The sequence below is a fragment of the Janthinobacterium sp. KBS0711 genome, from assembly GCF_000988085.1.
GTDB lineage: Bacteria > Pseudomonadota > Gammaproteobacteria > Burkholderiales > Burkholderiaceae_D > Janthinobacterium > Janthinobacterium lividum_E.
Genome location: NZ_LBCO01000035.1, coordinates 394,988 through 420,527 on the forward strand (window position 1 = coordinate 394,988; position 25,540 = coordinate 420,527).

General features: G+C 65.2%; 26 protein-coding genes. 22 read left to right on the plus strand and 4 right to left on the minus strand.

Features of this window, described 5'->3' with window-relative positions; translation table 11 throughout:
* Positions 1-30: 30 nt before the first annotated feature.
* From VM94_RS24895 to VM94_RS24975, 20 genes are all read left to right on the plus strand, one after another.
* Positions 31-1,698, plus strand: coding sequence for a sensor histidine kinase (locus VM94_RS24895; protein ID WP_160309319.1), 1,668 nt, complete (start codon positions 31-33; stop codon positions 1,696-1,698).
* The gene (locus VM94_RS24900) at positions 1,695-2,396 is read left to right on the plus strand and encodes a response regulator (protein ID WP_235433016.1); all 702 of its coding nucleotides are present in this window, start codon (positions 1,695-1,697) and stop codon (positions 2,394-2,396) included. The genes VM94_RS24895 and VM94_RS24900 overlap by 4 nt, the downstream gene beginning before the upstream one ends.
* 251 nt (positions 2,397-2,647) lie before the next feature.
* Entirely contained in the window at positions 2,648-2,794 is a 147-nt protein-coding gene (locus VM94_RS28645) for a hypothetical protein (RefSeq protein ID WP_157814672.1), read from the plus strand.
* Between the two features lie 82 nt (positions 2,795-2,876).
* Entirely contained in the window at positions 2,877-3,050 is a 174-nt protein-coding gene (locus VM94_RS27990; protein WP_070222439.1) for a Flp family type IVb pilin, read from the plus strand.
* 95 nt (positions 3,051-3,145) lie between these two features.
* Positions 3,146-3,319 carry a Flp family type IVb pilin gene (locus VM94_RS27995; RefSeq protein ID WP_082127904.1) on the plus strand — a complete coding sequence of 58 codons (174 nt, stop codon included), beginning with the start codon at positions 3,146-3,148 and terminating at the stop codon, positions 3,317-3,319.
* Complete coding sequence (locus VM94_RS24905) at positions 3,316-4,386, plus strand: phosphatase PAP2 family protein (protein WP_046685881.1); 1,071 nt, start codon at positions 3,316-3,318, stop codon at positions 4,384-4,386. Before VM94_RS27995 ends, VM94_RS24905 begins: the two co-directional genes overlap by 4 nt.
* Entirely contained in the window at positions 4,383-4,970 is a 588-nt protein-coding gene (locus tag VM94_RS24910; RefSeq protein WP_052755938.1) for an A24 family peptidase, read from the plus strand. The genes VM94_RS24905 and VM94_RS24910 overlap by 4 nt, the downstream gene beginning before the upstream one ends.
* 40 nt (positions 4,971-5,010) lie before the next feature.
* Entirely contained in the window at positions 5,011-5,631 is a 621-nt protein-coding gene (locus VM94_RS24915; protein WP_046685882.1) for a methyltransferase family protein, read from the plus strand.
* Positions 5,632-5,664: 33 nt separating this feature from the next.
* A complete protein-coding gene (locus VM94_RS24920) occupies positions 5,665-7,011 on the plus strand; it encodes an ATP-binding protein (RefSeq protein WP_200899271.1) in 1,347 nt (448 codons plus the stop codon).
* The gene (gene cpaB, locus VM94_RS24925; protein ID WP_046685883.1) at positions 7,008-7,856 is read left to right on the plus strand and encodes a Flp pilus assembly protein CpaB; all 849 of its coding nucleotides are present in this window, start codon (positions 7,008-7,010) and stop codon (positions 7,854-7,856) included. Before VM94_RS24920 ends, cpaB begins: the two co-directional genes overlap by 4 nt.
* Positions 7,857-7,878: 22 nt before the next feature.
* Positions 7,879-9,453, plus strand: a complete 1,575-nt coding sequence (locus VM94_RS24930) for a type II and III secretion system protein family protein (protein ID WP_046685884.1) — start codon at positions 7,879-7,881, stop codon at positions 9,451-9,453.
* Between the two features lie 9 nt (positions 9,454-9,462).
* Positions 9,463-9,750: a hypothetical protein gene (locus VM94_RS24935; protein ID WP_046685885.1), complete on the plus strand. Its 288-nt coding sequence runs from the start codon at positions 9,463-9,465 to the stop codon at positions 9,748-9,750.
* A gap of 47 nt (positions 9,751-9,797) precedes the next feature.
* Positions 9,798-11,348, plus strand: coding sequence for a Tad domain-containing protein (locus VM94_RS24940; RefSeq protein WP_046685886.1), 1,551 nt, complete (start codon positions 9,798-9,800; stop codon positions 11,346-11,348).
* Between the two features lie 7 nt (positions 11,349-11,355).
* A complete protein-coding gene (locus VM94_RS24945; protein WP_046685887.1) occupies positions 11,356-11,823 on the plus strand; it encodes a TadE/TadG family type IV pilus assembly protein in 468 nt (155 codons plus the stop codon).
* Between the two features lie 10 nt (positions 11,824-11,833).
* A complete protein-coding gene (locus VM94_RS24950; RefSeq protein WP_046685888.1) occupies positions 11,834-12,352 on the plus strand; it encodes a TadE/TadG family type IV pilus assembly protein in 519 nt (172 codons plus the stop codon).
* Between the two features lie 35 nt (positions 12,353-12,387).
* Positions 12,388-13,539 (plus strand): AAA family ATPase, encoded by a 1,152-nt coding sequence (locus tag VM94_RS24955; RefSeq protein ID WP_046686257.1) that lies wholly within the window; start codon positions 12,388-12,390, stop codon positions 13,537-13,539.
* A 44-nt stretch (positions 13,540-13,583) separates the two neighbouring features.
* Positions 13,584-14,951, plus strand: a complete 1,368-nt coding sequence (locus VM94_RS24960; RefSeq protein ID WP_046685889.1) for a CpaF family protein — start codon at positions 13,584-13,586, stop codon at positions 14,949-14,951.
* Between the two features lie 10 nt (positions 14,952-14,961).
* Positions 14,962-15,936: a type II secretion system F family protein gene (locus tag VM94_RS24965; protein ID WP_046685890.1), complete on the plus strand. Its 975-nt coding sequence runs from the start codon at positions 14,962-14,964 to the stop codon at positions 15,934-15,936.
* Between the two features lie 19 nt (positions 15,937-15,955).
* Positions 15,956-16,903 (plus strand): type II secretion system F family protein, encoded by a 948-nt coding sequence (locus tag VM94_RS24970; RefSeq protein ID WP_046685891.1) that lies wholly within the window; start codon positions 15,956-15,958, stop codon positions 16,901-16,903.
* A 13-nt stretch (positions 16,904-16,916) separates the two neighbouring features.
* Positions 16,917-17,936: a LytR C-terminal domain-containing protein gene (locus VM94_RS24975; RefSeq protein ID WP_046685892.1), complete on the plus strand. Its 1,020-nt coding sequence runs from the start codon at positions 16,917-16,919 to the stop codon at positions 17,934-17,936.
* An 8-nt stretch (positions 17,937-17,944) separates the two neighbouring features.
* On the opposite strand, the gene VM94_RS24980 is transcribed toward VM94_RS24975, so the two are convergent.
* The 3 genes from VM94_RS24980 to edd all read right to left on the minus strand — a co-directional run bounded on the left by VM94_RS24980 (position 17,945) and on the right by edd (position 21,194).
* Positions 17,945-18,466, minus strand: coding sequence for a hypothetical protein (locus VM94_RS24980; protein ID WP_046685893.1), 522 nt, complete (start codon positions 18,464-18,466; stop codon positions 17,945-17,947).
* A gap of 181 nt (positions 18,467-18,647) precedes the next feature.
* On the minus strand, positions 18,648-19,277 hold the full coding sequence (locus VM94_RS24985) for a bifunctional 4-hydroxy-2-oxoglutarate aldolase/2-dehydro-3-deoxy-phosphogluconate aldolase (RefSeq protein ID WP_046685894.1): 630 nt from the start codon (positions 19,275-19,277) through the stop codon (positions 18,648-18,650).
* Between the two features lie 3 nt (positions 19,278-19,280).
* Positions 19,281-21,194, minus strand: coding sequence for a phosphogluconate dehydratase (gene edd, locus VM94_RS24990; protein ID WP_046685895.1), 1,914 nt, complete (start codon positions 21,192-21,194; stop codon positions 19,281-19,283).
* Between the two features lie 336 nt (positions 21,195-21,530).
* Here edd and pgi point away from each other — a divergent pair, with 336 nt between their 5' ends.
* Positions 21,531-23,195 carry a glucose-6-phosphate isomerase gene (pgi, locus tag VM94_RS24995; RefSeq protein ID WP_046685896.1) on the plus strand — a complete coding sequence of 555 codons (1,665 nt, stop codon included), beginning with the start codon at positions 21,531-21,533 and terminating at the stop codon, positions 23,193-23,195.
* A 14-nt stretch (positions 23,196-23,209) separates the two neighbouring features.
* Positions 23,210-24,106, plus strand: coding sequence for an SMP-30/gluconolactonase/LRE family protein (locus VM94_RS25000; protein WP_046685897.1), 897 nt, complete (start codon positions 23,210-23,212; stop codon positions 24,104-24,106).
* 240 nt (positions 24,107-24,346) lie between these two features.
* Here the strand turns inward: VM94_RS25000 and VM94_RS25005 are convergent, their stop codons facing one another.
* Positions 24,347-25,300, minus strand: coding sequence for a chemotaxis protein (locus VM94_RS25005; protein ID WP_035821285.1), 954 nt, complete (start codon positions 25,298-25,300; stop codon positions 24,347-24,349).
* Positions 25,301-25,540 lie beyond the last annotated feature (240 nt).

Consider the following 25,540-nt stretch of genomic DNA (forward strand, 5'->3'; position numbering starts at 1 on the left):
GCCCCATGCGGGACATGGCCAGGAGCGCTTGTGAATCTCGATCCTCCCCTCAGATCCGGCTTGCCGGGTGCCGGCATGGATACGACCATGGTCAACGGCATGCGCCTGCTGCTGTCGAGCGCCACCTTGCTGACCCTGTTCGTCGATCCCGAAAGCGCCGGCAAGCTCACCAAGATCACCTGGCTGATCTTTTCCGCCTACACCATGCACAGCCTGCTGCTCTACGTGCTGGCCGTGATGGGCCTCAGCCTGCCCCAGGACATCTTGCTGTACTGGCTGGACGTGGCCTGGTATGCGCTGATCGTGTTTTCCACTAGCAGCCACAATAATTTATTCTTCCTGTTTTTTTTCTTTGCCATCCTGACTTCGTCGTTCCAGCGCGGCTTCGAGGAAGGCGCGCGCGTCACCCTGGCCTCGGCCGGCCTGTTCGCCGCCACGGCCCTGTTCGGCGAAACGGATGCGGAACTGTCGCGCCTGCTGTTGCGCACCACCTTCCTGCTGGCGCTCGGCTACATGATCGCCTACTGGGGCGGTTCGGCCATCACGCAGCGCAGCCACCTGGCGCTGCTGCGCGATGTCAGCCAGCTGTCCAATCCGCGCTTCGGCGTCGACCAGACCATTACCTCGGTGCTGGAAAAAACCCGCAGTTATTTCAACGGCCGCAGTTGCCTGCTGATCATGCAGGACAAGGGCACGCGCGTCTGGTCGCTGCGCAGCGTGCTGCAAACGGCAACGGGCGTCGTGCATACCAGCTCGCTCCTCAGCGACGACGCGGCCAGTCCCCTGCTCGCTTTCCCGCACGATAAAATCGCCCTGTACAACCAGCCCGTCGGCCCCTGGCTGCCGTGGATAGGCGGCGCGCGCATGCTCGAGCCCGACAGCGGACACTGGCTGCGGCATGACGACGCGGCGGGCGCCCGCCTGGCCGAGCTGCTCGAAGCGCACGCCTTCATCAGCGCGCCGCTGCCCTTGCGCAATGGCAAAGGGCGCATCTTTATCGTCTCCGCCACCAGCATGAGCAAGACGGATGCCCTGTTCCTCAGCCATATCGGCGCGCAGGCGTTTCCCGTCATTGAAAACATCAACCTGCTCGACCGCCTGGCGTCGCAGGCGGCCTCGCGCGAGCGCGAAAAGATCGCGCGCGACCTGCATGACACGGCCGTGCAGCCGTATATCGGCTTGCGCCACGGCCTGGCCGCCCTGCGCAACGAAGCCACGCCGGGCAACCCGCTGCTGCCGGAACTGGAAAAGCTGATCATCATGTCGGGCCAGGTGATCGCCGACCTGCGCAGCTACGCGCGCACGTTCAAGAACGGGCAGGTGCAAAGCGAGCCGGAACTGCTGGTCGCGCTGCGCCGCCAGGCCACGCAGATCCGCGAATTCTATGGCATCGACATCGCCCTGCAGATCGAAGGCGACCTGCACATCAACGACCGCCTGGCGGCCGAGGTGTTCCAGATCGTCAACGAGGGCATGAGCAATATCCGCAAGCATACGTCGGCGCGCCACGGCGCCGTCAAGCTGACCTGCGTGCAGGGCGCCCTGCACATCAGCATCGACAACGAATGCGCCGCCGCGCACGTCCCCGATTTCCTGCCCGACTCGCTGGCCGAGCGTGCCGCCGCCCTCGGCGGCACGGCCCGCGTCACGCATGGCATGCTGGGCAACACCTCCGTGCAGATCGAGATCCCGATATGAATGACTTACGCCACATGCCGCCGGCCAGCCATGTCATCAGCGTCATGCTGGTGGATGACCACAAGACCATGCTGTGGGGCCTGGAGCGGCTGATCGGCGGCGAGCACTCGGGCATGCGCGTGGTCGCCACGGCGTCCGACAGCAGCGAGGCGCTGGAACAGGCGAAGGCGTTGCAGCCGGATGTGATCGTGCTGGACCTGGACCTGGGCGGCATCAGTTCGCTGGCCATCCTGCCCGCGCTGGCGCAGTGCGGCGGCACGCGCGTGCTGGTGCTGACGGCCAGCCACGACCAGGCCGTCCTGGACCAGACGGTACTCAAGGGCGCGCGCGGCATCGTCAGCAAGGATGCGCCGGCGGAGATGGTCCTGAAGGCCATCGAAAAGGTGTACCAGGGCGAGCTGTGGCTGGAACACGCGATGCTGGGACGCATGCTGACGCAGCTGACCCAGCCCGGCGGCGGCTCGGCGCAAGCGATCGCCGTCGCCAGCCTGACCCTCAAGGAACGAAAGATCATCGCCGCGCTGGTACACGGCAGCGGCACGCCGGCCAAGCTGCTGGCGGACCAGCTGTTCATCTCCGAGCACACCTTGCGCAATCACCTGACGTCGATCTACCGCAAGCTGGGCGTGTACAACCGCCTGGAACTGTACGCCTACGCCACCAAGCACCAGCTGGGCCAGTTGCCGCCCGGCGCCTGAGTCCGCCGTCCCCCGCGCGGCCACGGCCGCGCACACTCTTCCCGCCTCCCCTGCGCCGGCCTTCGAAACGGCCTGCGCCCCTGCGCCCGCCTGCGCGCCAGACTCGACCATGACAATTGTCACGAAAAAAACAAGCAGTTCCTCCTTGCAATAAAAGGATGTTCTTCTGATGTAGATCAAGGTGCCAACTTCTATAGTGGATTTACCGGAGTGCAAATCACCGCACGGCCCACCACGACACGGAGCACAGCATGCGCCTTGACAAGTTTCTTCCGACCGCCCTGATCACCTATTTGCAGGGCAAGGAAAAGGCTGCGTTCTACCGCTATGCCCTGGTGGCGGCCCTCATGGCGGTGGTGTGCATCATCGGACTGCTGGCACTGGGCGAAAGCCCATGAGCACGCCAGGTCGTAGCAGCAGAAAGCAACACTGTCATGCCGTTTTACCCACCGCCGTACCTTAACCACACCAGGAGTTGTCATGAACCTCATCAAGAACTTTATCCGCGAAGAAGATGGCGTCACCGCAATCGAGTACGGCCTGATCGCTGCCCTGATTGCCGTCGTGATCATCGCCGCCATCACCATCGTCGGCACGCAGCTGAAAAAAACCTTCAGCACCATCGGCACCAAGCTGACCACCGCCAATGCCTGACGCGGTGCTGTCCGGGCCGGCCCAGCGCCAGCCCGGACTACGCTTCCCCCCATTCCCGGCACGCCCACCTTGACGAACGCATAGCGAGGCCCATCGTGAAATCTCTCTTCAGCCGTTTATCCGACGAGTCCGCCGTCACAGCGATCGAATACGCGCTGCTGGCGGGCCTGATCGCGGCAGTGCTGGTGGTCACGATCACCTTGCTTGGCGACCAGGTCAAGCTGCTGTTTGTCTACGTCAAGGACCAAGTGGTCCTGGCCCTGTCATGAACACCCTGCTCGCCTCGCTGCGCACCCACCGCGCCCTGCTGCTGATCGTGCTGGCGTACGCCGCCGTGGCGACCTTGCTGGCCGGCGGCCTGCCCAGCGCATCGGACACCCTCAACGTGCTGGCCGGCTTCCTCGTGGCCATCCTCACCGGTCCCGTCTTCATCCTGTGCGGCTACACCATCCACGTCATGGTGATGAAACGCCCGCACCGCCTGTGCCATTATCTGTACCACGATCTGCGCCGCTACCTGAGCAACGAGCGCCTGCTGCACGCGCTGCCGGCCATGCTGCTGATCCCCGTCTTCGCCTCCAGCTTCACCGTCATCAAGGGCGCCATCCCGCGCCTGCATCCCTACACCTGGGATGCCACCCTGTCCGCCTGGGACATCGCGCTGCATGGCGGCAAGGCCCCGTGGGAAAGGCTGCAGCCGCTGCTGGGCCACCCGCTCGTCACGGGCTTGCTCAACTTCAGCTACCACTTCTGGTTCTTCCTGTTCTACGCCATCCTGTACTGGCTCATCCTCGACACGCGCCGTCCGCTGCTGCGCATGCAGTTCCTGCTCAGCTTTGCGCTGACCTGGATCGCCCTGGGCAGCATCCTGGCCGTGCTGTTTGCCTCGGCCGGCCCCTGCTACTACGGCCACCTGCACGCCAGCGACCCGTATGCGCCGCTGATGGCCTACCTGCATGAGGCCAACGGGCACGTTCCCGTCTGGGCCCTGCAGGTGCAGGAAATGCTGTGGCAAGGTTATCAAAGCAAGGGCGCGCACGGCGAACTGGGCATCTCCGCCATGCCCAGCATGCATGTGGCCACGGCCGTGCTGATGGCCATCGTGGGCTGGAACGTCAACCGCGCCGCCGGGATCGCCCTGTCCGCCTTCGCCGTGCTGATACTGCTCGGCTCCATCCACCTGGGCTGGCACTACGCGCTCGACGGCTATGTGGGCGCGGCCGGCGCGGCGCTCGTATGGCGCCTGGTAGGACGGCTGCTGGGCAACCAGGCCGCGGCACCGGCCATGCACGTGGCCACGGCGCCCTGCATGGGCAAGGAAGGATTGACGTCATGAACGCCCACCTGCCCATGCTGCTGTGCCTGGCCGTGCTGGCCGCCCTGCTCGTTGCCGCCCTGTGGCATGACCTGCGCACACGCCGCATCCCGAACCGGCTGGTGCTGTGGGGCACCTTGGCGGGGCTGATCATCAACAGCTTCGTGCCATCCGGCGCCGGCCTGTTCGACGCCTCCTTCGGCGGTCTGGGACTGCTGCAGGCGCTGGCCGGCGCCGCCGCCGGACTGGCCCTGCTGCTGCCCATGTATCTGCTGCGCGCCCTGGGCGCCGGCGACGTCAAGCTGATGGCCATGTGCGGCGCCTTCCTCGGTCCCGACGCCGTGCTCGAAGCGGCCCTGCTGACCTTCCTGTGCGGCGGCGTGCTGGCCCTGGCCGCCGCGCTGGCCGGCCAGCGCCTGCGCCAGGTGCTGAAAAACACCTACCACATGATGCTGGGCGCGCTGCTGCACAGCCTGGCCGGCGGCGCCGCCACGATCGCCGAACCGCCGCCTGCCACCGGCAAGCTGGCCTACGCCTTCGCCATTGCCAGCGGCACCCTGCTGCAGGTCTTCCTGCACTACACCCACCTGTGGAGCCTGCGCTGAAACGCGCCGCACCAACCACCAACCACGACAGGACCTGACCATGGATACCCTCGCCACCCTCTGCCACTCGCGCCACGCCAGCCTGTTCACCAGCATCGCCATGGCTTGCCTGTGGACGTTCTTCGCCAGCGCGCACGTGGTGGGCTATCTGCACAGCGGCGACTGGAGCTATCTGCTGTTCTGCGCCGCCGAAACCCTGGCCGCCCTGTTCTTCATCGTGCGCACGGCCCCCGTCAGCGTTTCCACCGATGCGGGCGACTGGCTGCTGGCCATCGGCGCCACCTTCGCGCCCTTCCTCCTCTCGCCTGCCGACATGGCCATCTGGCCCGGCGCGCGCTACCTGCTGGCCGTCGGCAGCCTGCTGCAGATCGCCGGCCTGCTGTCGCTGAACCGCAGCTTCGGCCTGGTGGCGGCGCAGCGCGACATCAAGACGGGCGGCGTCTATCGCGTGATACGCCATCCGCTGTATGCCAGCTACCTGATTTCCCTGAGCGGCTACCTGCTGGCCAACACCTCGTTCGCCAACACCGTCATCTATGTTGCGACGATGACGATGATGGTGATGCGCCTGCTGCGCGAGGAGCGTTTCCTGTCCACCGACGTGCGCTATCGCGTCTACATGCGCCAGGTGAAGTACCGCCTGCTGCCCTTCATCTTCTGACATCCGGCCACCCGAGCAAGAGGAGCATCCATCATGCCTGACACCTATCCAGAACGCAGCGACGGCGGCGGCGTCGAACCGGCGGCCAAGCGCGCGCCCCGCACGGTCGAGGAAACAGGATTGCCCTTTCTGTTCCTGGTCGAACTGCTGGTCAAGATACTCTTCCTGCGCGGCCAGATCGGCCTGCCCGCCCTGTCGACGCATGTGAAACTGGGCGCCGGCGTGCTCGAACCGCTGCTCACCTTCATGCGCGCCGAAAAGCTGTGCGAAGCGCGCCGCAACGGCGGCAGCGGCACCGACGCCGACCTGTCTTACCTGCTGGGCGACCAGGGCCGCCTGCGCGCCGCCGAGTACATGCGCCGCAACGCCTACAGCGGCCCCGCCCCCGTCACCCTGGCCGACTACAGCAACCAGGTGCTGGCGCAAAGCGTGGCGGACATGCATGTCACCCGCGACGACGTGCAGCGCGAATTCCGCGACGTGGTGGCCAGTTCGGCCGTGCTCGACCAGCTGGGCGCGGCCATGAATTCCGGACGCGCCCTGTTCTTCCACGGTCCCGCCGGCAGCGGCAAGAGCTACCTGGCCGAGCGCCTGAACGGCCTGCTCAGCGGCGCCATCGCCCTGCCCCATGCCGTGATGGTCGACGGCGAAGTGCTGCCCTTCCTCGACCCCATGCTGCACACCGTGTCGCGCGGCGGCCTGGTGCCGTCCGATCCCCGCTGGGTGCGCGCCGAGCGCCCCGCCGTGCTGACGGGCGGCGAGCTGACGCTCGACATGCTGGACCTGCAATTCGACCAGGGCACGCGTTTGTACCAGGCGCCGCCGCACCTGAAGGCCAACAACGGCATCTTCATCATCGACGACCTGGGCCGCCAGCGCTGCTCGCCCGTCGAACTGATGAACCGCTGGATCGTGCCGATGGCGCGCCACATCGATTACCTGTCGCTGCACACGGGCTACAAGTTCCCCGTGCCCTTCGACGTCATCGTCGTGTTCTCGTCGAACCTGGCGCCGCAGCACCTGGCCGACGACTCCTTCCTGCGCCGCATCGGCTACAAGATCCACGTCGGCCCCCTGAGCGCCTACCACTACCTGGCCGTGTTCCGCAGCACCTGCGCCCAGCTGGGCATCAATTTCGACGAAGCCTCCTACACCTACCTGCTGCACCTGCACAGCCAGTACGGACGGCCCTTGCTGGCCTGCTATCCGCGCGACATCCTGGCGCAGATCTGCGACCAGGCGCGCTATGAAGACCACGCGGCACAGCTGTCGCCGGAAGTGCTGTTCTGGGCATGGAAAAACTATTTCGGCAGCGATGACGACCTTGCAAGCACACATAACGGACCGGCAGCGGTCCAGCACAAAGGGGAAGCAAAATGAGAAACGCACGCGCTCTGACGATGATGGCCATTGCGGTCATCCTGGCGTTCGCCGCGGTCATCGTGGCCGCGCGCTGGATCAATGCCCAAGCCTCGGGCAACATCAACAAGGTGGCCGTGGCCCAGGTCGACATCAGCCTGGGGGCGCGCCTCACGCCCGACATGGTGCGCATGGTGGACTGGCCATCGAACGCGCTGCCGCCGGGCGCCATCAACGATCCGAAACTGCTGGAAACGCGCGTCACGCGCACCAGCATCCAGCACGGCGAACCGATCATGGAAGGCAAGCTGGCGCCTCCCGGCACGCAAGGCGGCCTGTCAGCCGTCGTCGCCGAAGGCAAGCGCGCCATGACCGTGCGCGTCAACGATGTGGTGGGCGTGGCCGGCTTCGCCCTGCCCGGCAACTTTGTCGACATCCTCGTCAATACCCAAGGCGAAGGGGCCCGCAAGACGCCGGACCGCGATCCAAACATTTCCAAGATCGTGCTCGAACGCATCCTCGTGCTGGCCATCGCCCAGGAATCGAGCCGCGACGACACCAAGCCCAAGGTGGTCAACGCCGTGACCCTGGAGCTGACGCCGGACCAGGCGGAAAAACTCGACCTGGCACGCAGTGTGGGCACCCTGTCGCTGGTGCTGCGCAACCAGATCGAGGACAAGCCCGTCAACACGGAAGGCGCCACCAAGTCCAGCCTGCTCGATGAAAAGGTCGCCATGGCAGCCCCCGCCGCCATGGTGCAAGCCAAGCCGCTGCCACGCCGCCGTCACGCCGCCGCACCCGCGCCACAGGCCGGCCCACGGGTCGATGTCATCAAGGGGCTGGAACGCAGCTCCCAACAATTCTAACCTGCACCAGAGGAGTCACGCCATGAGCACATATTGCACAGCAAGCGGAAGCCGGGTACTCAGCCTGGCGCTTGCCCTCGCCATGATCGGCGCCCTGGCGCCCCAGGCACGCAGCGAACCCGTTGCCGCCGCCGCTGCCGCCGACACCGGCGCCACCCGCAGCAGCCGCGCCGCCACCCGGCCCAAGGCCACGCCGCCGCAAAGCGAATCGCGCGCCGGGCGCACCGAAATGGCGCCGCAAATGAGCCTGGCCGAAGGCAAGTCGACCCTGATGCGCCTGCCGTTCGCCGCCAGCCGCATGTCCGTCGGCGACCCGCGCATCGCCGACGTCATCCTGCTCAATCCCAACGAGGTCTACCTGCTGGGCCGCTCCGTCGGCACCACCAACCTGATCCTGTGGAACAAGAGCAATGACGCCACCATCATCGACCTGGCCGTCGGCATCGACAGTAGCAGCCTGCAGGCACGCATGGCCGAACTGCTGCCGAACGAAAAGATCAATGTCACGGTGGCGGGCGACACCCTGATCCTGTCGGGCATGGTCAGCGATGTCGTCAAGGCCGACCAGGCCCTGTCGCTGGCCAACGCCTATGTGCAGCGCAGCAGCCGCAGCGGCAGCGCCGCCTCCGGTGCAGCGCCAGCCGCAGGCGCCGCCGCTGCCGCTCCCGCCGCCGCGCCCGATGCGAACATGCCGCGCGTGATCAACCTGCTGTCGATCGCCGCGCCGCAACAGGTGATGCTGGAAGTGAAGGTGGCCGAAGTGTCGAAGGTGCTGGTCGACCAGCTGGGCGCCAGCCTGGGCATCAACAAGACCATCGGCAGCTGGTCGTATTCGCTGCTGTCCAGCCTGCTCAGCAACAATCCCAGCGGCTTGAGCGGCGCCAGCAAGAACAACTTCTTCAACCTCGACGCGCAAAAACGCGATGGCCTGATCAAGGTGCTGGCCGAACCGAACATCATGGCCATCAGCGGCCAGGAGGCCAGCTTCCTGGCCGGCGGAAAAATCTTCATCCCCGTCAGCCAGACCAACAATAACGGCGTGCCCACCATCACGCTGGAAGAGAAGGAGTTCGGCGTGGCCGTGAAATTCACGCCCACCGTGCTCGAAGGGGGACGCATCAACCTGAAGGTGGCGCCGGAAGTGTCGGACCTGAACAAGGACGGCATCGGCATCACCGCCACCGGCATCTCGGCCACGGCCATCCTGCCTTCGTTTACGACGCGGCGCGCCACCACCACGGTGCAGCTGTTCGACGGCCAGAGCTTCGCCATCGGCGGCCTGATCAAGAACAACGTGACCAGCAATATCAAGGCCCTGCCAGGCCTGGGCGAAGTGCCCGTGCTGGGCGCCCTGTTCCGCAGCACGGACTTCCAGACGGACCGCTCGGAACTGGTCTTCATCATCACGCCGCATCTGGTCAAGCCACTGCCGCCCGACTACAAGCTGCCCACCGACGGCTACATCCAGCCGACGCGCGGCGACATGTTCATGCAGGGAAAAATGGAAGGCAGCGCACCGCCCCCCGCAGCGGCACCAGCGCCGATGCAGCCGCAAGCGGCCGCGCCACAGCCTGCCGCCGGCTTCGACCTCAAATAGGAGAACACCATGAAAACCGCACATAGCCTGCCTTGCGCCACCCTGCTGTCTCTGTTGGTCCTGCTGGCCGGTTGCGCCGCCACCACCACGCCCGTGCTCGATTCGCACTTCGGCGAATCGGTGGCCCTGCTCAAGGCGCAGCAGATCATGTATCCGGACGCCTACCGCAATGCCAACCCCGTCAGCGGCATCGACGGCAAGGCCGGCGTCAGCGCCTACCAGCGCTACCAGAAATCGTTTGCGGCGCCGGAACCGCAACCGAATGTCTTCACCATCGGCGTGGGCGGACGCCAGTAGGCGCCAGTCCCGCGATGCCCCCACCCCAGGCCACCCAGGAGACAGCCATGAACACCGCATTTCGCAGGCACGACAAGCAGCAGGGCGCGATCGCCATCGTGCTGGGGCTGACCCTGGTGGTGCTGTTTGCCATGGGCGGCCTGGTGCTGGACCTGGGCCACCTGTACATCGCCAAGACGGAGCTGCAGAACGGCGCCGACAGCGCCGCCCTGGCCGGCGCCGTGGAACTCAATCAAAGCGCCACGGGCATCGACAATGCGCAGGCCAAGGCCATCGCCATCGCGCAAAAGAACCGCTACGATTTTTCCACCGCGCTGACCATCACGGCCGCCAACATCGAGTTCGGCCCCAGCCCGGACGGCCCCTGGTCGTCCGGCGCCAGCGCCCGCACCAGCCCCCAGGGGCAAACTTTCATCCGCGTCGACACGGGCAGCAAGACCTTCGCCACCTACCTGATGGGCATCGCCGGCATCGCCAGCACCAGCACCTCGGGCGTGGCCGTGGCGGGCCGCTTCGTCAACGACGTCACGCCGATCGGCGTGTGCGCCGTCGATCCGGCCAACAAGACGGCGCAATACACGTATCCGGCCGCGCCGGCCGGCACGGGCCTGACGGAACTGCTGGAATTCGGTTTCCGCCGCGGCGTCACCTACAACCTGTTCGGCCTCAATCCGCTGGGCGGCCCTTCCGATCCCTATCTGATCAACCCCGTCGACGCGCCGCCCGGCAGTTGCAGTGCCTCGCATTCGAGCGCCGCCTCCACCGCGCCATTCATGTGCACGGGCAGCAGCGCCGTCATCACCAGCGGCACGGGCCAGGTGTACACGAACACGGGGCTGACGGCCTCGCTGGCCGCCTCGCTCAATTCGCGCTTCGACGACTACGGCGGACCGTCCGTGTGCGACCCCGCAACGGCGCCGCCCGACACCAACATCAAGGAATATCCTTGCGTGGGCGCCGCGTCGCCCTGCGTCGCCGCTGCCGCCAGCTCGCCGCCCACGGGCTGGATGCAGCCGGGCGCCAGCACCCTGCCCAGCCAGCAGCCGGTCAGCCTGGCCGGCAACAAGCCGAATTACCAGCTGCCGTCCGCCGGCAGCGTCCCGGCCCCCTCGGCCACGTTCGCCCAATTCGCCGACTATGGCGTGCTGTGGTCCTACGGCCCCGCCTACCAAAGCAATGGCGCCACCCCGGCCAAGGCCGGCACGGCATACAGCGTCGCGGACGGCAACGCCAACCCCATGTACAGCACGGCCAAGGCGAATTACTTCGACACGGCCAGCTATCCCGTCAGCCCCGGCGCAGGCTTTCCTGCCAGTACCCCGCCTTCGCCGTACAACCAGACCAGCGGCCCCACGTTCCAGGCGCCGTCGGCAGCCCATCCGGGCCAGCGCAACCGGCGCATCCTCAACGTGGTGCTGGTCGACTGCCGCACGGCGCCCGTGGGGCCGGCTTCGTGCGGCACCATGAACGCGGTGGGCATCGGCAAATTCTTCATGACGATGAAGGCCGATTTCAGCGGCGGCACCAAGCGCCTCGACGTCGAGTTCGCGGGCCTGATCGAGCCCGTGCCGAATTCCGAAATCAAACTCTACAAGTGAGGCGGCCATGCGCATCCACCATTCCCCCCTCAGGCAGCGCGGCGGCGCCGCCGTCGAATTCGGCATCGTGCTGGCCCTGCTGATCACCCTGCTGGCCGGCATCTTCGGCTTCGGCCGCGCCTTCTGGTACTACGACGCGCTGACCAAGGCCACGCGCGACGCGGCGCGCAACATGTCCGTCAAGGCAAAAGCCGGCATTGCTTCGCAGGGCGTGCCGGCCGCCAGACAGACGGTGGTCGACGCGGCCATCAGCGCCGGCATCAGCGACTTTGTCACGGCCAACGTAACGGTCACCTGCCTGGACGCGGCGTTCAACGACAGCAACTGCACCGATGGCACGGCGCCGGGCGGCATCCGCGTCGAAGTCGTCAACTACACGCTGTCGGTGGGCCAGTACCTGCCGTTCGTGATCGGTGCGGCCAGCAGCTATGCCACGCCGCTCTCGCCGCGCACCACCATGCGCTACATGCTGTAAGGAGAACGCCATGCGCCACCGCCTTCCACTTGCCCTCCGAACCGGCCGCCAGCGCGGCGCCGCCGCCGTCGAATTCGCCCTGGTGTCGCTGCTGTTTTTCACCCTGCTGTTCGGCATCCTCGAATTCGGCCGCATGCTGTACCTGTACAACACGGTGCAGGAAGTGAGCCGCCGCGCCGCGCGCGAAGCGGTGGTGCGCTGGATCGACCAGACCGACGCCATCAAGACCCTGGCCCTGTTCGGCGGCACGGCCCTGCCGGCCGCGCCGGAACTGACGGCCGCCAATATCACCATCCGCTACCTGAACAAGAGCGGCGCCGAAGTGACCTTGCCGCCACTCGATCCGGGCGACAACCTGTCGGCCTGCGGCGACATCACGCGCACGGCCAGCTGCATCGACAGCGTGCGCGTGTCGATCGACAACGTCAGCTATACGCCGATGGTCAGCATGTTCGGTTTTCTCAATATTGCCGTGCCAGCCTCGGTGGTGGTCATGCACGCCGAAAGCCTTGGATTCCAGATCAACTGAACACCTTGCCGAACACCTTTACCGGGGAGTACCAAGTGAATATCGTCATCATCTCGAAGAATGAAGTCCAGCTCAAGCGGCTTACCCGCTTGCTGCGCGAACGCAGCGCGACCGACCGCGTCACCCTGCTGGCAAGCATACCGGATGTATTCGACAACGGCGTCACGCCGGACTTGCTGCTGCTGGAGCAGGAGCTGACGGGCGAGGCGGAGCTGGAACAGCTCGAGCTGCTGGGCGGGCGCCATCCGAACCTGGCCATCATCGTGCAATGTCCGCAGCAAAGTCCGCAATTCCTGCTGCGCTCGATGCGCGCCGGCGTGCGCGAAGTGCTGCAGCCGGACGACGACGCGGCCCTGTGCGCCGCCTTGCGCCGCATCGAGGAAAAACTGCAGAAGCAGGTCACGCGCAAGGGCCAGGTGCTGGCCTTCGTCTCGTGCAAGGGCGGCAGCGGCGCCACCTTCATCGCCGCCAACCTCGGCTACGCGCTGGCCGCCGGCGAGCAGCGCAAGGTGGCGCTGTTCGACCTGAACCTGCAGTTCGGTGACGCCGCCCTGTTCGTCTCCGACCACAAGCCGGCCACCACCCTGTCGCAACTGTCGCAGCAGATCGTGCGCCTCGACGCCTCGCTGCTGAGCGCCAGCATGATCCAGATCACGCCCGCCTACAGCGTGCTGGCCGCCGCCGACGATCCGGCCCACGCGGCCGACGTCGAAGCCGACCATATCGACCGCCTGCTGACCCTGGCGCGCAGCCAGTACGACTACATCCTGCTCGACGTGGGGCGCGGCCTCGACCCCGTCAGCGTGCGCGCGCTGGACCGGGCCGACCTGATCTTCCCCGTGCTGCAGGCAACCTTGCCGTATGTACGCGACGGCAAGCGCCTGCTCGACGTGTTCCGCGGCCTCGGCTACCGCGAAGACAAAATCCGCCTGATCCTGAACCGCTATGCCAGCAGCGACAGCATCCGCGTGGCCGACCTGGAAGCGGCGTATGGCAAGCACGTCTACAAATCCATCCCCAACCACTACGAAGCGGTGGCGGCCTCCGTCAGCCAGGGCGTGCCCATCCTCAAGCTGACGCCGCACAACGCCGTCTCGCGCGCCCTGCAGGAACTGGCCGCCAGCCTGGCCGGCGAAACCCCGCCCGCCGCGCAAGGCTGGGTTTCGCGGCTGCTGGCGCGCGCTTGATTCCCTACAGCGCGCCTGATCCCTACACTTACCGGAGACCGACCATGACTGCCGAAAAACTCACCCTGCGGGACCGTCTGGGCTATGCCCAGGATGACGCCAGCCTGAATGACGACGCCGCGCACCAGGGCGCAGCCAGTCACAGCTACCAGCAGCTCAAGCACCGCACCCATCAGGCGCTGCTCGACCGGGTCGACCTGGAAGGCATGCAGCGCCTGTCGCGCGAACAGATCCGCGAAGAGCTGAAAATCCTCGTCAGCGACGTGCTCACGGAAGACAATGTGGTGATCAACGAGCTGGAACGGCGCTCGCTGATCCGCGACATCCAGGACGAGGTGCTCGGCTTCGGCCCGCTCGAACCGCTGCTGGCCGATCCCGGCGTGTCCGACATCCTCGTCAACACCTACCGCCAGGTGTATGTCGAGCGCCATGGCCGCCTGGAGCTGAGCGACGTCTGCTTCACCGACGACGCGCATTTGATGAAGATCATCGACAAGATCGTCTCGCGCGTGGGCCGGCGCATCGATGAATCGAGCCCCATGGTCGATGCGCGCCTGCCCGACGGTTCGCGCGTGAACGCCATCATCCCGCCGCTGGCCATCGACGGCCCCGTGATGTCGATCCGCCGCTTCTCGGCCCAGCCCCTGCGCCTGGCCGACCTGCTGCTCAAACACAGCCTGACGGAAGAAATGAGCACCACCTTGCAGGCGCTGGGCAAGGCCAAGGTCAACATCCTGATCTCGGGCGGCACGGGCAGCGGCAAGACCACGATGCTCAATGCGATTTCCGGCTTCATCAGCACGGCCGAGCGCATCGTCACCATCGAGGACGCGGCCGAACTGCAGATGCAGCAGCCGCACGTGGTGCGCCTGGAAACGCGCCCGCCGAATATCGAGGGCAAGGGCGAAGTGACGCAGCGGGCGCTGGTGCGCAATGCGCTGCGCATGCGTCCCGACCGCATCATCCTGGGCGAGGTGCGCGGCGCCGAGGCGCTCGACATGCTGGGCGCCATGAACACGGGTCATGAAGGCTCGATGGCCACCATTCACGCGAACACTCCGCGCGACGCGCTGACGCGGCTGGAAAACATGATCAGCATGGCTTCCGCGGCCCTGCCCGTGAAAGCCATGCGCCAGCAGATCAGTTCGGCCATCAGCGTGGTGGTGCAGGTGTCGCGCCTGACGGACGGCAAGCGCAAGGTCACGTCGATCCAGGAAATCACGGGCATGGAGGGCGAGATGATCACCATGCAGGAAATCTTCACCTTCCGCCAGACGGGCATCGGCGAGGACGGCACGGTGCAGGGACATTTCCATGCCAGCGGCGTGCGGCCGCGTTTCCTGGAACGCTTGCGCGCCTTCGGCATCAGCCTGCCGGAAACCCTGTTCGATCCCGCCCGCCAGTACCATTAAGGGGAGCATCATGGACTATCTCTATTACGTATTCGCCATCCTCACCTTCATCGCCGTGGTACTGCTGATCGAGGGCGTGTACCTGGCGTGGAACACCTCGCGCGGCCCGGAAGCGGAAAGGGTCGCGCGCCGCCTGCGCATCATGTCGGCCGGCGCGCATGGCGACACGGGCAGCTCGATGATCAAGAAACGCCTGCTGAGCGACACCCCGGCCCTGCAGCGCGTGCTGCTCAGCGTGCCCCGCGTGCATGCGCTCGACCGCCTGCTGGAGCAGTCGGGCCTGACCTGGAGCGTGGCCAGCTTCGCCGGCGTGATGCTGGCTTCGGCCGGCGCCGCGTTTTTGCTGCTCAGCTACTTCAGCGTGCCGTGGCTGCTGCTCCTGCCGCTGGTGGCCGGCGCGGCCCTGCTGCCGCTGCTGGTGGTCTTGCGCGCCAAGGCCAAGCGCCTGCAGCGCATCGAGCAGCAATTGCCCGATGCGCTCGACCTGATGGCGCGCGCCCTGCGTGCCGGCCACGCCTTCCCCACCGCCCTGAAAATGGTCGGCGATGAAATGAACGCGCCGCTGGCCGTGGAATTTCGCGCCACCTTCGACGAAGTCAATTTCGGCATCGCCATGCAGGACGCCCTGATGAACCTGGCCACGCGCGTGCCCAGCACGGACTTGCGCTATTTCGTCATCGCCGTGCTGATCCAGCGCGAAACGGGCGGCAACCTGGCCGAACTGCTCGACAGCATCAGCCGCATCATCCGCGAGCGCATCAAGCTGCTGGGACAGGTGCGCGTGCTGTCGGCCGAAGGCAAGCTGTCGGCCTGGATCCTGTCGCTGCTGCCCTTCGGCGCGGCGGCCATGATCCAGCTGACCAATCCGCAATTCCTGGAAATGCTGTTCGTCGATCCGGGCGGACGCAAGATGCTCGTCGGCGCCCTGGTGATGATGGTGTGCGGCATCCTGGTCATGCGCAATATCATCCGCATCCGTGTCTGAGTCCGCAAGGAGAATCTTCATGAATCCCGTCCATTTCGCCTTTCTCGCCCTGCTCTTCATTGCCGTCTTCGGCACCGTGCTGGTGGCCATGCGCAGCTTTGCCCCCGATCCCTTGCGCCAGCGCATGGACAACGCCACCGGCAAGAGCGCGGCGGCGCCTGGCGCCTCCGCGCCCAGCCCCTGGCTGGCGCGCATGGTGCGCCTGAGCGGCCCGCTGGCCAAGCTGTCGCTGCCCGACCAGGGCTGGGAAGGCTCCGTGATGCGCCGGCGCTTCATGAATGCCGGCCTGCGCCAGGCATCGGCGCCCATCCTGTTCTTTTCCGCCAAGACCATGCTGGCCATCGGCCTGCCGCTGCTGCTGTTCCTGGGACTGAGCGCCTCGGGCAGCCAGATGGCGGGCAAAGCTCTCTTGTTCTGGCTGCTGATCGTGGCCGCCATCGGCTACTACCTGCCCAATATCGTGCTGGCGCAAATGATCAAGCGGCGCCAGCGCGATATCTTCGAAAGCTTTCCCGATGCGCTCGACTTGATGACGGTGTGCGTGGAAGCGGGCCTGGCCATGGATGCGGCGCTGGCCAGAGTAGCGGCCGAGATCGCCCTGAAAAGCGCCGTGCTGGCCGAGGAATTGCACCTGGTGATGCTGGAACTGCGCGCCGGCAATACCAAGGAGCGGGCGCTGCGCAACCTGGCCCTGCGCACGGGCGTCGAGGATGTCGATGCGCTGGTGGCCATGCTGATCCAGGCCGAGCGCTTCGGCACCAGCATCGCGTCCTCGCTGCGCGTGCAGTCGGACCAGCTGCGCACCAAACGCCGCCAGCTGGCCGAGGAAGAAGCGGCGAAGATCGCTCTCAAGCTGCTGTTCCCGCTGATCTTTTTCATCTTCCCTTCGCTGCTGGTCGTCCTGATGGGACCAGCCTTCCTGCAAATCTACCGCGTGCTCCTGCCCAGCATGGGCAGCGGCAGCTGACCGGAGAACCGCCATGTCACAGCACACCACCCTGATGCTCATGCTCGCCTGCGCCGGCCTGCTGCCCGCCTGCGGCCACCTGCCCGGCCCGGCCAGTCAGGGCACTCATGTTGCGCCACCGCAGGCGCGCATCGATGACAGCCCCGCCACCCGCACGGCCGCTTTCTGCAAGCTGGGCAAGCGCATGCAGGAACTGGGCGATCCGCGCGCGGCGATGGCGGCGTACAGCGAAGCCCTGCTATTGACGCCCGGTTCGGCCGATGCGCGCAATGGCGCCGCCGTGCTGCACGCGCAACTGGGCCAGCTGGAAACGGCGCGCAGCATGCTGCAGGCGCTGGCGCAAGAGACGCCGACGGCCAGGACTTACAACAATCTCGGCTACGTGCTGTACCTGCAGGGCGAATACGCGCAGGCGGCCAGCGTGCTGCGCCAGTCGCTGCAGCTCGACAACAGCCAGCAGCCGGCGCGCGCCAACCTGGATCTCGCCATCGCGGCGCTGGCGCGCAGCGTAGGAACAGTCGATGCGGTCGACACCGCAGCGGAAGCCATCGCGCCCGACCTGGCGCCTGCGCCAGCGGCGCCCGCCAGCCGCTTGCAGCTGACGCAGTCGCAGCCGAATATCTTCACGCTGAGCTGGCGCGACGCTCCCGTGGCGGCGCACGCCGCCTTGCCAGCCCCGGCAAAGCCGGTGGCACCGGTGGCAACCCTGCCACGGCTGGAAATCATCAACGGCAATGGCGTAACGGGGATGGCGGCGCGCATGCGCGGCATGCTGGGCGGCATCGGCATCAGCGTGCTGCGGCTGGGCAACCAGCGGCCGTACGGCGTCCAGGCCAGCAGCATCGTCTACCGGCATGGTCATGCGCAGGCGGCCGCCGCCCTGGCCCTCGCCTTGGGCGGCATGCCGCAGTTGCAGGCGGCGGACGACAGCGGTGTGGGCGCGGGCGCCGACCTGCGTTTATTGCTGGGCAAGGATGCGGCCGCCAGCCTGCGCGCGCCGGACGTGCGCCTGGCGTCGAACCTGGCGCAGTAACGGTGCAATCAGCGCGGCAGCAGGTGCCGGTCGGCGGGATTGATCAGGAAGCCTTGCAGTATCTCCTGCAGCTGCGGCAGCTTGGCCACGTAGGCGGGAATGCCCAGCTGGCGCGCGCCGAAGTAGTGGGCGATGATGTCGCCCTGCTGCTCCATGTTGAAGTCGGACAGGACGCCGCCCGCCTGCGCATCGTAGCGGTAGGCGCGCTGCCGGATATAGCCGCCGCGCAGCGCCAGCAGCACGCCATGCAGCAGCACGCTGTAACCAAGCTGGTATTGCCACACGTGCACCATCTCGTGGATGAAGAACAGCTTGCCGCTGTTGCCTTCGCGCGAGAAATCGTCGCGGTACTGGGCCGGCATGAAGTGCAGGCTGCCGCGCGGCGTCATCGCCGTGTTCTGATCCTGTAAGCCGAACGGTAGAAAGGAGCCGCGCACGACGCGCATGCGCGCGTAGTCGATGGCGCCCTGGAAGACGCTGCGGGCCATGGCGGTTTCGCCGATGGTGAGGGGGCGGCGCAAGACGCGCATGGCACTCCGTCAGAAGAAAGAAGCGGCAAGCATGAGTGCTTGCCGAGTACTATAACTGCAAGTACCTGACAGAAGCGTAGCGAGCGGCAGCGATTTATGGCTAAGAAGCGCAACCGTACTCCAGTACGGTGAGCATCGCAGGCCGCAAAGCGCGACGCGCAGTAGCTTATGTCAGGTACGACTAGGCGGAGCGTAAACCGCTGGCCGCTTTCGCGATTTCCGTGATGCGGTCCCAGTTGCCGGCCGCGATCGCGTCTTTCGGCGTCAGCCACGAGCCGCCCACGCAGGCGACGTTTTTCAGCGCCAGGAACTGCGACGCCGTCTCTTGCGAGATGCCGCCTGTCGGGCAGAACGTCACGTCCGGCAGCGGGCCGTAGATCGCGTTGAGCATGCCGATGCCGCCGGCCGGCACGGCCGGGAACAGTTTCAGCTGCTGGAAGCCGTTTTCACGCGCCGCCATCACTTCGCCTGGCGTCATCACGCCTGGCAGCAATGGCAGGCCGCTGCTTTTCGCCGCCGCCACCAAGGCGGACGTCAAGCCTGGCGAGACGCCGAAGACGGCGCCCGCATCGCGTGCCTGCGCGAATTCCTCGGGACGGGTCAAGGTACCCACGCCGACGATGGCGCCCGGTACTTCCGACATGGCGCGGATCGCTTCCAGGCCGTGCTTGGTGCGCAGGGTTACTTCCAGCACGCGGATGCCGCCCGCCACCAGCGCGCGCGCCAGCGGTACGGCGTGTTCAGGATCGTCGATCGCAATCACGGGGATCACGCTCGAGGTGCGCATAATTTCCAGTAGTGTCATGGTCATCTCTTATTTCCTAGCCAAAAAGTCTTCATCGGAACCCGGTACGGTATCACCGACATTGTCGGCGTCGTGCAAGGCGACGGTGGTGGGAATCGGCGACGGCAGGCCGAAGGTGGTGGCACCCTCTTCCGCCGCGCTGACGGTGGAACGGAACATGGAAAACAGCTCGCGGCCCATGCCGATGTGGTTCGGCGACAGGTCAGCCGTGACCAGCGAACGCGCATGCCAGACGTCGGCCGGCACCAGCGCTTCCAGTACGCCGGTGAAGGCGTCGAGACGGATGATGTCGCCGTCGCGCACGAGGCCCAGCGGGCCGCCGGCGAGAATTTCAGGCGATACGTGGATGGCGGCCGGCACCTTGCCCGACGCGCCCGACATGCGGCCATCGGTAACGAGCGCCACGTGGCGGCCCGCATCCTGCAGGTTGGCCAGCGCCGGCGTCAGCGCATGCAGTTCCGGCATGCCATTGGCGCGCGGGCCCTGGAAACGCAGCACGGCAACGAAGTCGCGGTCCAGGGTGCCCGCCTTGTACGCGGCCATGAATTCTTCCTGCGAATTGAACACCAGGGCCGGCGCTTCCACCGTGCGGTGCTGCGGTTTGACGGCCGAGACCTTCATCACGGCGCGGCCCAGGTTACCCGCGACCAGGACCATGCCGCCGTCCGGCGCGAACGGGTTCGAGGCGGGGCGCAGCACGCTGTCGTCGGCGCTGGCGGCCGGTGCATCTTTCCAGAAGACCTTGCCGTCTTCACCGAGGAACGGTTCCATGCAGTGCGCGCGCAAGCCGTGACCCAGGATGGTGTTGACGTCTTCGTGCAGCAAGCCCGCGTCCAGCAATTCGCGGATCAGATAACCGGTGCCGCCGGCCGCGTGAAAATGGTTCACGTCGGCGTCGCCGTTCGGGTAGATGCGCGTGAGCATCGGCACGATGGCCGACAGTTCATTGAAATCGTTCCAGTCGATGACGATGCCGGCCGCCTTGGCGATCGCCACCAGGTGCAGGGTATGGTTGGTCGAACCGCCCGTGGCCAGCAAGCCCACGACGGCGTTGACGATACATTTCTCGTCGACGATGTGACCGACCGGCAAGTAGCTGGCGCTTTGCGCCGTGATGACGGCGGCGCGCTGGGCGGCGGCGGCGGTCAGGGCATCGCGCAGCGGCGTGTTCGGCGTGATGAAGGCGGCGCCCGGCAAGTGCAGGCCCATCACTTCCATCAGCATCTGGTTGCTGTTGGCGGTACCGTAGAAAGTACAGGTGCCGGCGCCGTGGTAGGCTTTCGACTCGCCTTCGAGCAAGTCTTCACGCGTGGCCTTGCCTTGCGCATACAACTGGCGCACCTTGGCTTTTTCCTGGTTCGACAGGCCCGACGTCATCGGACCGGCCGGCACGAAGACGGCTGGCAAGTGGCCGAAGTGCAGCGCGCCGATCAACAGGCCCGGCACGATCTTGTCGCACACGCCCAGATACAGGGCCGAGTCGAACATATTGTGCGACAACGCCACGGCCGTCGACATGGCGATGGTGTCGCGCGAAAACAGCGACAGTTCCATGCCCGGCTGGCCTTGCGTCACGCCATCGCACATGGCGGGCACGCCGCCAGCGAACTGGGCGACGGCGCCCACTTCGCGCACGGCCTGCTTGATGATCTGCGGGAAGCCTTCAAACGGCTGGTGCGCCGACAGCATGTCGTTATACGAGGACACGATGGCCACGGACGGCTTCTTGTATTCCTTCAGCGACAGCTTGTCGTTGGCGGGAAAGGCGGCAAAGCCGTGCGCCAGGTTGGTGCACGACAGGGCGCCGCGCTGCACGCCCTGGATGCGGGCCGCATCCAGATGCGCCAGGTAGGCGCCGCGCGATGGCCGGCTGCGCGCGATGATGCGCGCTGTTACGGATTCGACTACTGGATGCAGCGCCATATGGATTTCCTTAAAAATGAGTATTTCGTGAAATTTTACTACAAAACGGTGAAGAAGAAGCACTCTTGCATGCGCCAGCAACACAAATAAGCGACGGATTGCGGCATATCAAGGCAAATCCGGCCAATATCGCGTAGCCGCACCTGCCAACGTGGCTCTTATATGTCACTCGCGCCATCGCTAAAAAAAGCACAACAAAATCAGCTTCACATCACAAACTGTAGTGAAATTACGTTTTTCTGATGTATTATTCTCATACCAATGCCGGATCCGCTGTTCGCCACGACGAACGCGCCGCGCTCCTTTCAACCGAGACAAGCACCCAAGCCGACCGCCATGCGCCAGCCAGCACCTACTCCCGCCATCACCGCCACCGCCAGTTTCCACTCCCTGCAAGCGCATAGCGCCAGCCTGCGCGAAGTGCATCTGCGCCAGCTGTTCGCGGCCGACCCCGCCCGCTTTTCCAGCATGACCGTCGATGCGGCCGGCCTGCTGCTCGATTACTCGAAAAACCGTGTCGACGCCACCGCCATGGGCCTGCTGATGGACCTGGCCCGCGAGCGCGGCGTGGAAGCGCAGCGCGAAGCCATGTTCACTGGCGAGAAAATCAATCTTACCGAACATCGGGCCGTTCTGCATACGGCTTTGCGCGCGCCACGCGGCACGAAGCTGGTCGTCGATGGCCAGGATATCGATGCTGACGTGCAAGATGTGCTGCAACGCGTGAAAGCGTTTACGGACAAGGTGCGCAATGGCAGCTGGCTCGGCTACACGGGCAAGCCGATTTGCGACATCGTCAACATCGGCATCGGCGGCTCGGACCTGGGCCCGAAAATGGCGTGCCTGGCCCTGCGCTCGTACGCCAACCCGGGCCTGGAAATGCACTTTGTTTCCAACGTCGACGGCCACGACATGGAAGCGACCCTGTCCAAGGTCGATCCGGAAACGACCCTGTTCATCGTGGCTTCGAAAACTTTTGTGACGGCAGAAACCATGCTCAACGCCAACACGGCGCGCGCCTGGTTCCTGCTCGAAGGAGAAGAAAAGGATCTGGCCCAGCATTTTGTGGCCGTTTCGACCAACACGCAAGCCATCGTCGACTTCGGCATTTCGCCAGACAATATGTTCCCGTTCTGGGACTGGGTCGGCGGCCGTTACTCCGTCTGGTCGTCGATCGGCCTGGCCGTGGCGCTGTCCGTCGGCTTTGAATACTTCAGCGATTTCCTCGCCGGCGCGCATGCGATGGACCAGCATTTCCGCCAGGTGCCGCTGGAACAGAACATGCCCGTCGTGCTGGCCATGGTCGGCTTCTGGAACCGCCAGTTCCTCGACTGCGGCTCCGTTTCCATCGCGCCGTATCACCAGGACTTGAGCCGCTTTGCCGCCTATTTGCAACAGCTGGACATGGAAAGCAACGGCAAGCGCGTCACCAAGGATGGCGTGCCCGTCGACGTACCCACCGGTCCCGTCATCTGGGGCGATTGCGGCACGAATGCGCAACACGCATATTTCCAGCTGCTGCACCAGGGCACGGACATCACGCCCATCGACTTCATCGCCGCCCTGCGCGCCACGCACGATTTGCCGGGCCACCACGACGCCCTGCTGGCCAACTGCTTCGCCCAGTCGGAAGCCTTCATGACGGGCAAGACGGGCGACGAGGTGCGTCTTGATTTGCAGGCGCAAGGATTGCCGGAAAACGAGATCGAGGCGCTGGTGCCGCACAAGACCTTCCCAGGCAACCGCCCCAGCAACACCATCCTGATGGACCAGCTGACCCCGACCACCCTGGGCGCCCTGATCGCGCTGTACGAACACAAGACCTTCGTGCAGGGCGTCTTGTGGAACGTCAACAGTTTCGACCAGTGGGGCGTGGAACTGGGCAAGGTGCTGGCCAAGAAAATCCAGGCCGAACTGACGGGCGAAGCCCGCCCCGACCACCACGACAGCTCGACCAATGGCTTGATTGCCTTGGCGAAAGCCGCCAAGGCGGCGTACTAACTTATTTGAGGTTTATGAATATTTACGAAATCAAAGTAGTCAGCGACAAGCCCATGCAAGTGGGCGAATGCCCGCTATGGCATGGCAAGGAAGCGGCCCTGTACTGGGTCGACATCGATGGCCGCGCCGTGCACCGCTTGCACCCGGCCAGCGGCAAGCATGAGCAATGGAGCATGCCGACGGAACCGTCGGCGCTGGCGATCAACGCCGGCGGCGGCCTGATCGTGGCCTTGCGCAGCGGCTTTGCCCACCTCGACACGAAGACGGGCAGCCTGGCGGAAATCGCCCCGGCGCCGTTCGACATGAGCACCACGCGCTTCAACGATGGCAAGGTCGACCCGGCCGGCCGCTTCTGGGTCGGCACGATTTTCGAGCCGCGCAACGCTGACGCTGCAGAGATGTTCGTGCTGGAAAAGGGACAAGTACGCAAGGTCTGGTCGGGCGGGATGACAGTGTCGAACGGCCTGGGCTTCAGCCCGGACAAGCGCACCATGTACCACTCGGACACCACCACGCACCGCATCGACCGCTTCGATTTCGATGCGGCCACGGGTGCCATTTCCGCGCCGCAACCGTTCCAGCGTTTTTCCACGGACAAGAAAGCGTTTGATTACGGCGGGCGCCCCGATGGCGCGGCCGTCGACAGCGAAGGCAATTACTGGTCGGCCATGTTTGAAGGCGGCAAGATCTTGCGCTTCGCCCCCGATGGCCATTTGCTGGGCGAAATTACCGTGCCCGTGCGCTGCCCCACCATGGTGACGTTTGGCGGCCCCGACCTGCGCACCCTGTACATCACCAGCGCCAGCCACAACAGGTCAAACGCCGAGATCGCCGACTACCCGTTGACGGGCCACGTACTGTCCGTGCGCGTGGACGTGGCGGGCCAGCCGGAAACAGCTTACCAGGCGTAATCCGATACCATTGTTGACCGTGGCGGCGTCGGATTACGCGCAGCGTCGCTGCGCTAATCCGACCTACCGGACTGCCACGTGCCCAGAGGCGTGGCGGACCAGCCATAATCGTTTGCCAGCAAGAAAAAGCGCCGGCACCCGCGAGGGTCCGGCGCTTTTTCTTGCGCAACGGCGTAGGTCGGATTAGCGGGACGAAGGCCCGCGTAATCCGACAACCGTGTTGACCATGGCCGCGCCGGATTAGCGCGACAATACCTTGCGGATCGTCTCGGCCAATTCAGCCGCCACAAACTTGGCCACATACCCATCGGCGCCCACGCCCTTGACGTGGTCTTCGTTGGTCGAGCCCGTCAGCGACGAGTGGATCACCACGGGAATGTTGGAGAAACGGCCATCGTTCTTGATGTTGCGCGTCAAGGTAAAGCCATCCATTTCCGGCATTTCCAGATCGGTCAGCACCAGCGCGACCTTGTCTTTCGCCGTCTTGCCTTCCGTCGCGGCCTGGGCAGAGATCGCCTGCAGGCGTTCCCACGCTTCCTTGCCCGTCTTGGTCATGATGAAAGGCACGCCCATCGCTTCGAGGCCTTTTTCGATCAGCGAGCGGGCCAGCGAGGAATCGTCGGCCGCGAGGATCACGGCGCCGGCCGGCAAGCGCACTTGCGGGCCGATGCTGTTTTCGTCCACGTCCGGGTCGCCTGACGGCAGCACGTTGCGCAGGATTTGCTCGACGTCCAGCACTTGCGCCAGGCGCGTCTTGTCCGTGTCGCCATCGAGGCGGGCGATGCTGGTGACAAGGCCGCCACCGACGCTCGATTCGGCCGACAGTACCTGATTCCATTCCAGGCGCACGATTTCATCGACCTCTTCCACGGCAAACGCCTGTGTCGAGCGGGCAAATTCGGTCACCATCAGGATCTTCAAGCCATTGCTCTTGCAGCCGACCGCCATCGGCAAGTCGATCACGGGCACGATCTGGCCACGGATATTGACCACGCCCAGCATGTGCGGGTGCGAACCGGCTACCGCCGTGATGGCCGGCATTTCCATGATTTCACGGACTTTGAACACATTGATGCCGAACAGTTCGCGGCTGGTCGAGTGATCACTGGTACCCAGCTTGAACAGGAACAGTTCGAATTTGTTATTGCCTGTCAGGCTGGTGCGTTCATCGACATCTTGCTGCATTGAATTCATTGTGTCCCCTTGAGCCGTCTTGTAAAGTTAAGTCGCCTGCCCCTGATGCTGCGGACAGTGCGGACTGCACGTCGCATGGACGTCGGATGGCGGGTTCGGGGCATGGCCGGCGCTAGCGGTGCAGTGTGTATCGTACAATTTCTTACAACCAATAGTTGCTATCGATTCGAGCTTGAATTATACGGTTTTTTACTTTCTCCAAAGCTACTTTACGCTGCCAACGGCGATCCTGACAGCATT

Excerpts from the sequence above, each read along its gene's own strand:
- VM94_RS24900 (WP_235433016.1), top strand. The coding sequence starts at position 1,695 with ATGAATGACTTACGCCACATGCCGCCGGCCAGCCATGTCATCAGCGTC.
- VM94_RS28645 (WP_157814672.1), top strand. The coding sequence starts at position 2,648 with ATGCGCCTTGACAAGTTTCTTCCGACCGCCCTGATCACCTATTTGCAG.
- VM94_RS27990 (WP_070222439.1), top strand. The coding sequence starts at position 2,877 with ATGAACCTCATCAAGAACTTTATCCGCGAAGAAGATGGCGTCACCGCA.
- VM94_RS24905 (WP_046685881.1), top strand. The coding sequence starts at position 3,316 with ATGAACACCCTGCTCGCCTCGCTGCGCACCCACCGCGCCCTGCTGCTG.
- VM94_RS24910 (WP_052755938.1), top strand. The coding sequence starts at position 4,383 with ATGAACGCCCACCTGCCCATGCTGCTGTGCCTGGCCGTGCTGGCCGCC.
- VM94_RS24915 (WP_046685882.1), top strand. The coding sequence starts at position 5,011 with ATGGATACCCTCGCCACCCTCTGCCACTCGCGCCACGCCAGCCTGTTC.
- VM94_RS24920 (WP_200899271.1), top strand. The coding sequence starts at position 5,665 with ATGCCTGACACCTATCCAGAACGCAGCGACGGCGGCGGCGTCGAACCG.
- cpaB (WP_046685883.1), top strand. The coding sequence starts at position 7,008 with ATGAGAAACGCACGCGCTCTGACGATGATGGCCATTGCGGTCATCCTG.
- VM94_RS24930 (WP_046685884.1), top strand. The coding sequence starts at position 7,879 with ATGAGCACATATTGCACAGCAAGCGGAAGCCGGGTACTCAGCCTGGCG.
- VM94_RS24935 (WP_046685885.1), top strand. The coding sequence starts at position 9,463 with ATGAAAACCGCACATAGCCTGCCTTGCGCCACCCTGCTGTCTCTGTTG.
- VM94_RS24940 (WP_046685886.1), top strand. The coding sequence starts at position 9,798 with ATGAACACCGCATTTCGCAGGCACGACAAGCAGCAGGGCGCGATCGCC.
- VM94_RS24945 (WP_046685887.1), top strand. The coding sequence starts at position 11,356 with ATGCGCATCCACCATTCCCCCCTCAGGCAGCGCGGCGGCGCCGCCGTC.
- VM94_RS24950 (WP_046685888.1), top strand. The coding sequence starts at position 11,834 with ATGCGCCACCGCCTTCCACTTGCCCTCCGAACCGGCCGCCAGCGCGGC.
- VM94_RS24960 (WP_046685889.1), top strand. The coding sequence starts at position 13,584 with ATGACTGCCGAAAAACTCACCCTGCGGGACCGTCTGGGCTATGCCCAG.
- VM94_RS24965 (WP_046685890.1), top strand. The coding sequence starts at position 14,962 with ATGGACTATCTCTATTACGTATTCGCCATCCTCACCTTCATCGCCGTG.
- VM94_RS24970 (WP_046685891.1), top strand. The coding sequence starts at position 15,956 with ATGAATCCCGTCCATTTCGCCTTTCTCGCCCTGCTCTTCATTGCCGTC.
- VM94_RS24975 (WP_046685892.1), top strand. The coding sequence starts at position 16,917 with ATGTCACAGCACACCACCCTGATGCTCATGCTCGCCTGCGCCGGCCTG.
- VM94_RS24980 (WP_046685893.1), bottom strand. The coding sequence starts at position 18,466 with ATGCGCGTCTTGCGCCGCCCCCTCACCATCGGCGAAACCGCCATGGCC.
- VM94_RS24985 (WP_046685894.1), bottom strand. The coding sequence starts at position 19,277 with ATGACCATGACACTACTGGAAATTATGCGCACCTCGAGCGTGATCCCC.
- edd (WP_046685895.1), bottom strand. The coding sequence starts at position 21,194 with ATGGCGCTGCATCCAGTAGTCGAATCCGTAACAGCGCGCATCATCGCG.
- pgi (WP_046685896.1), top strand. The coding sequence starts at position 21,531 with ATGCGCCAGCCAGCACCTACTCCCGCCATCACCGCCACCGCCAGTTTC.
- VM94_RS25000 (WP_046685897.1), top strand. The coding sequence starts at position 23,210 with ATGAATATTTACGAAATCAAAGTAGTCAGCGACAAGCCCATGCAAGTG.
- VM94_RS25005 (WP_035821285.1), bottom strand. The coding sequence starts at position 25,300 with ATGAATTCAATGCAGCAAGATGTCGATGAACGCACCAGCCTGACAGGC.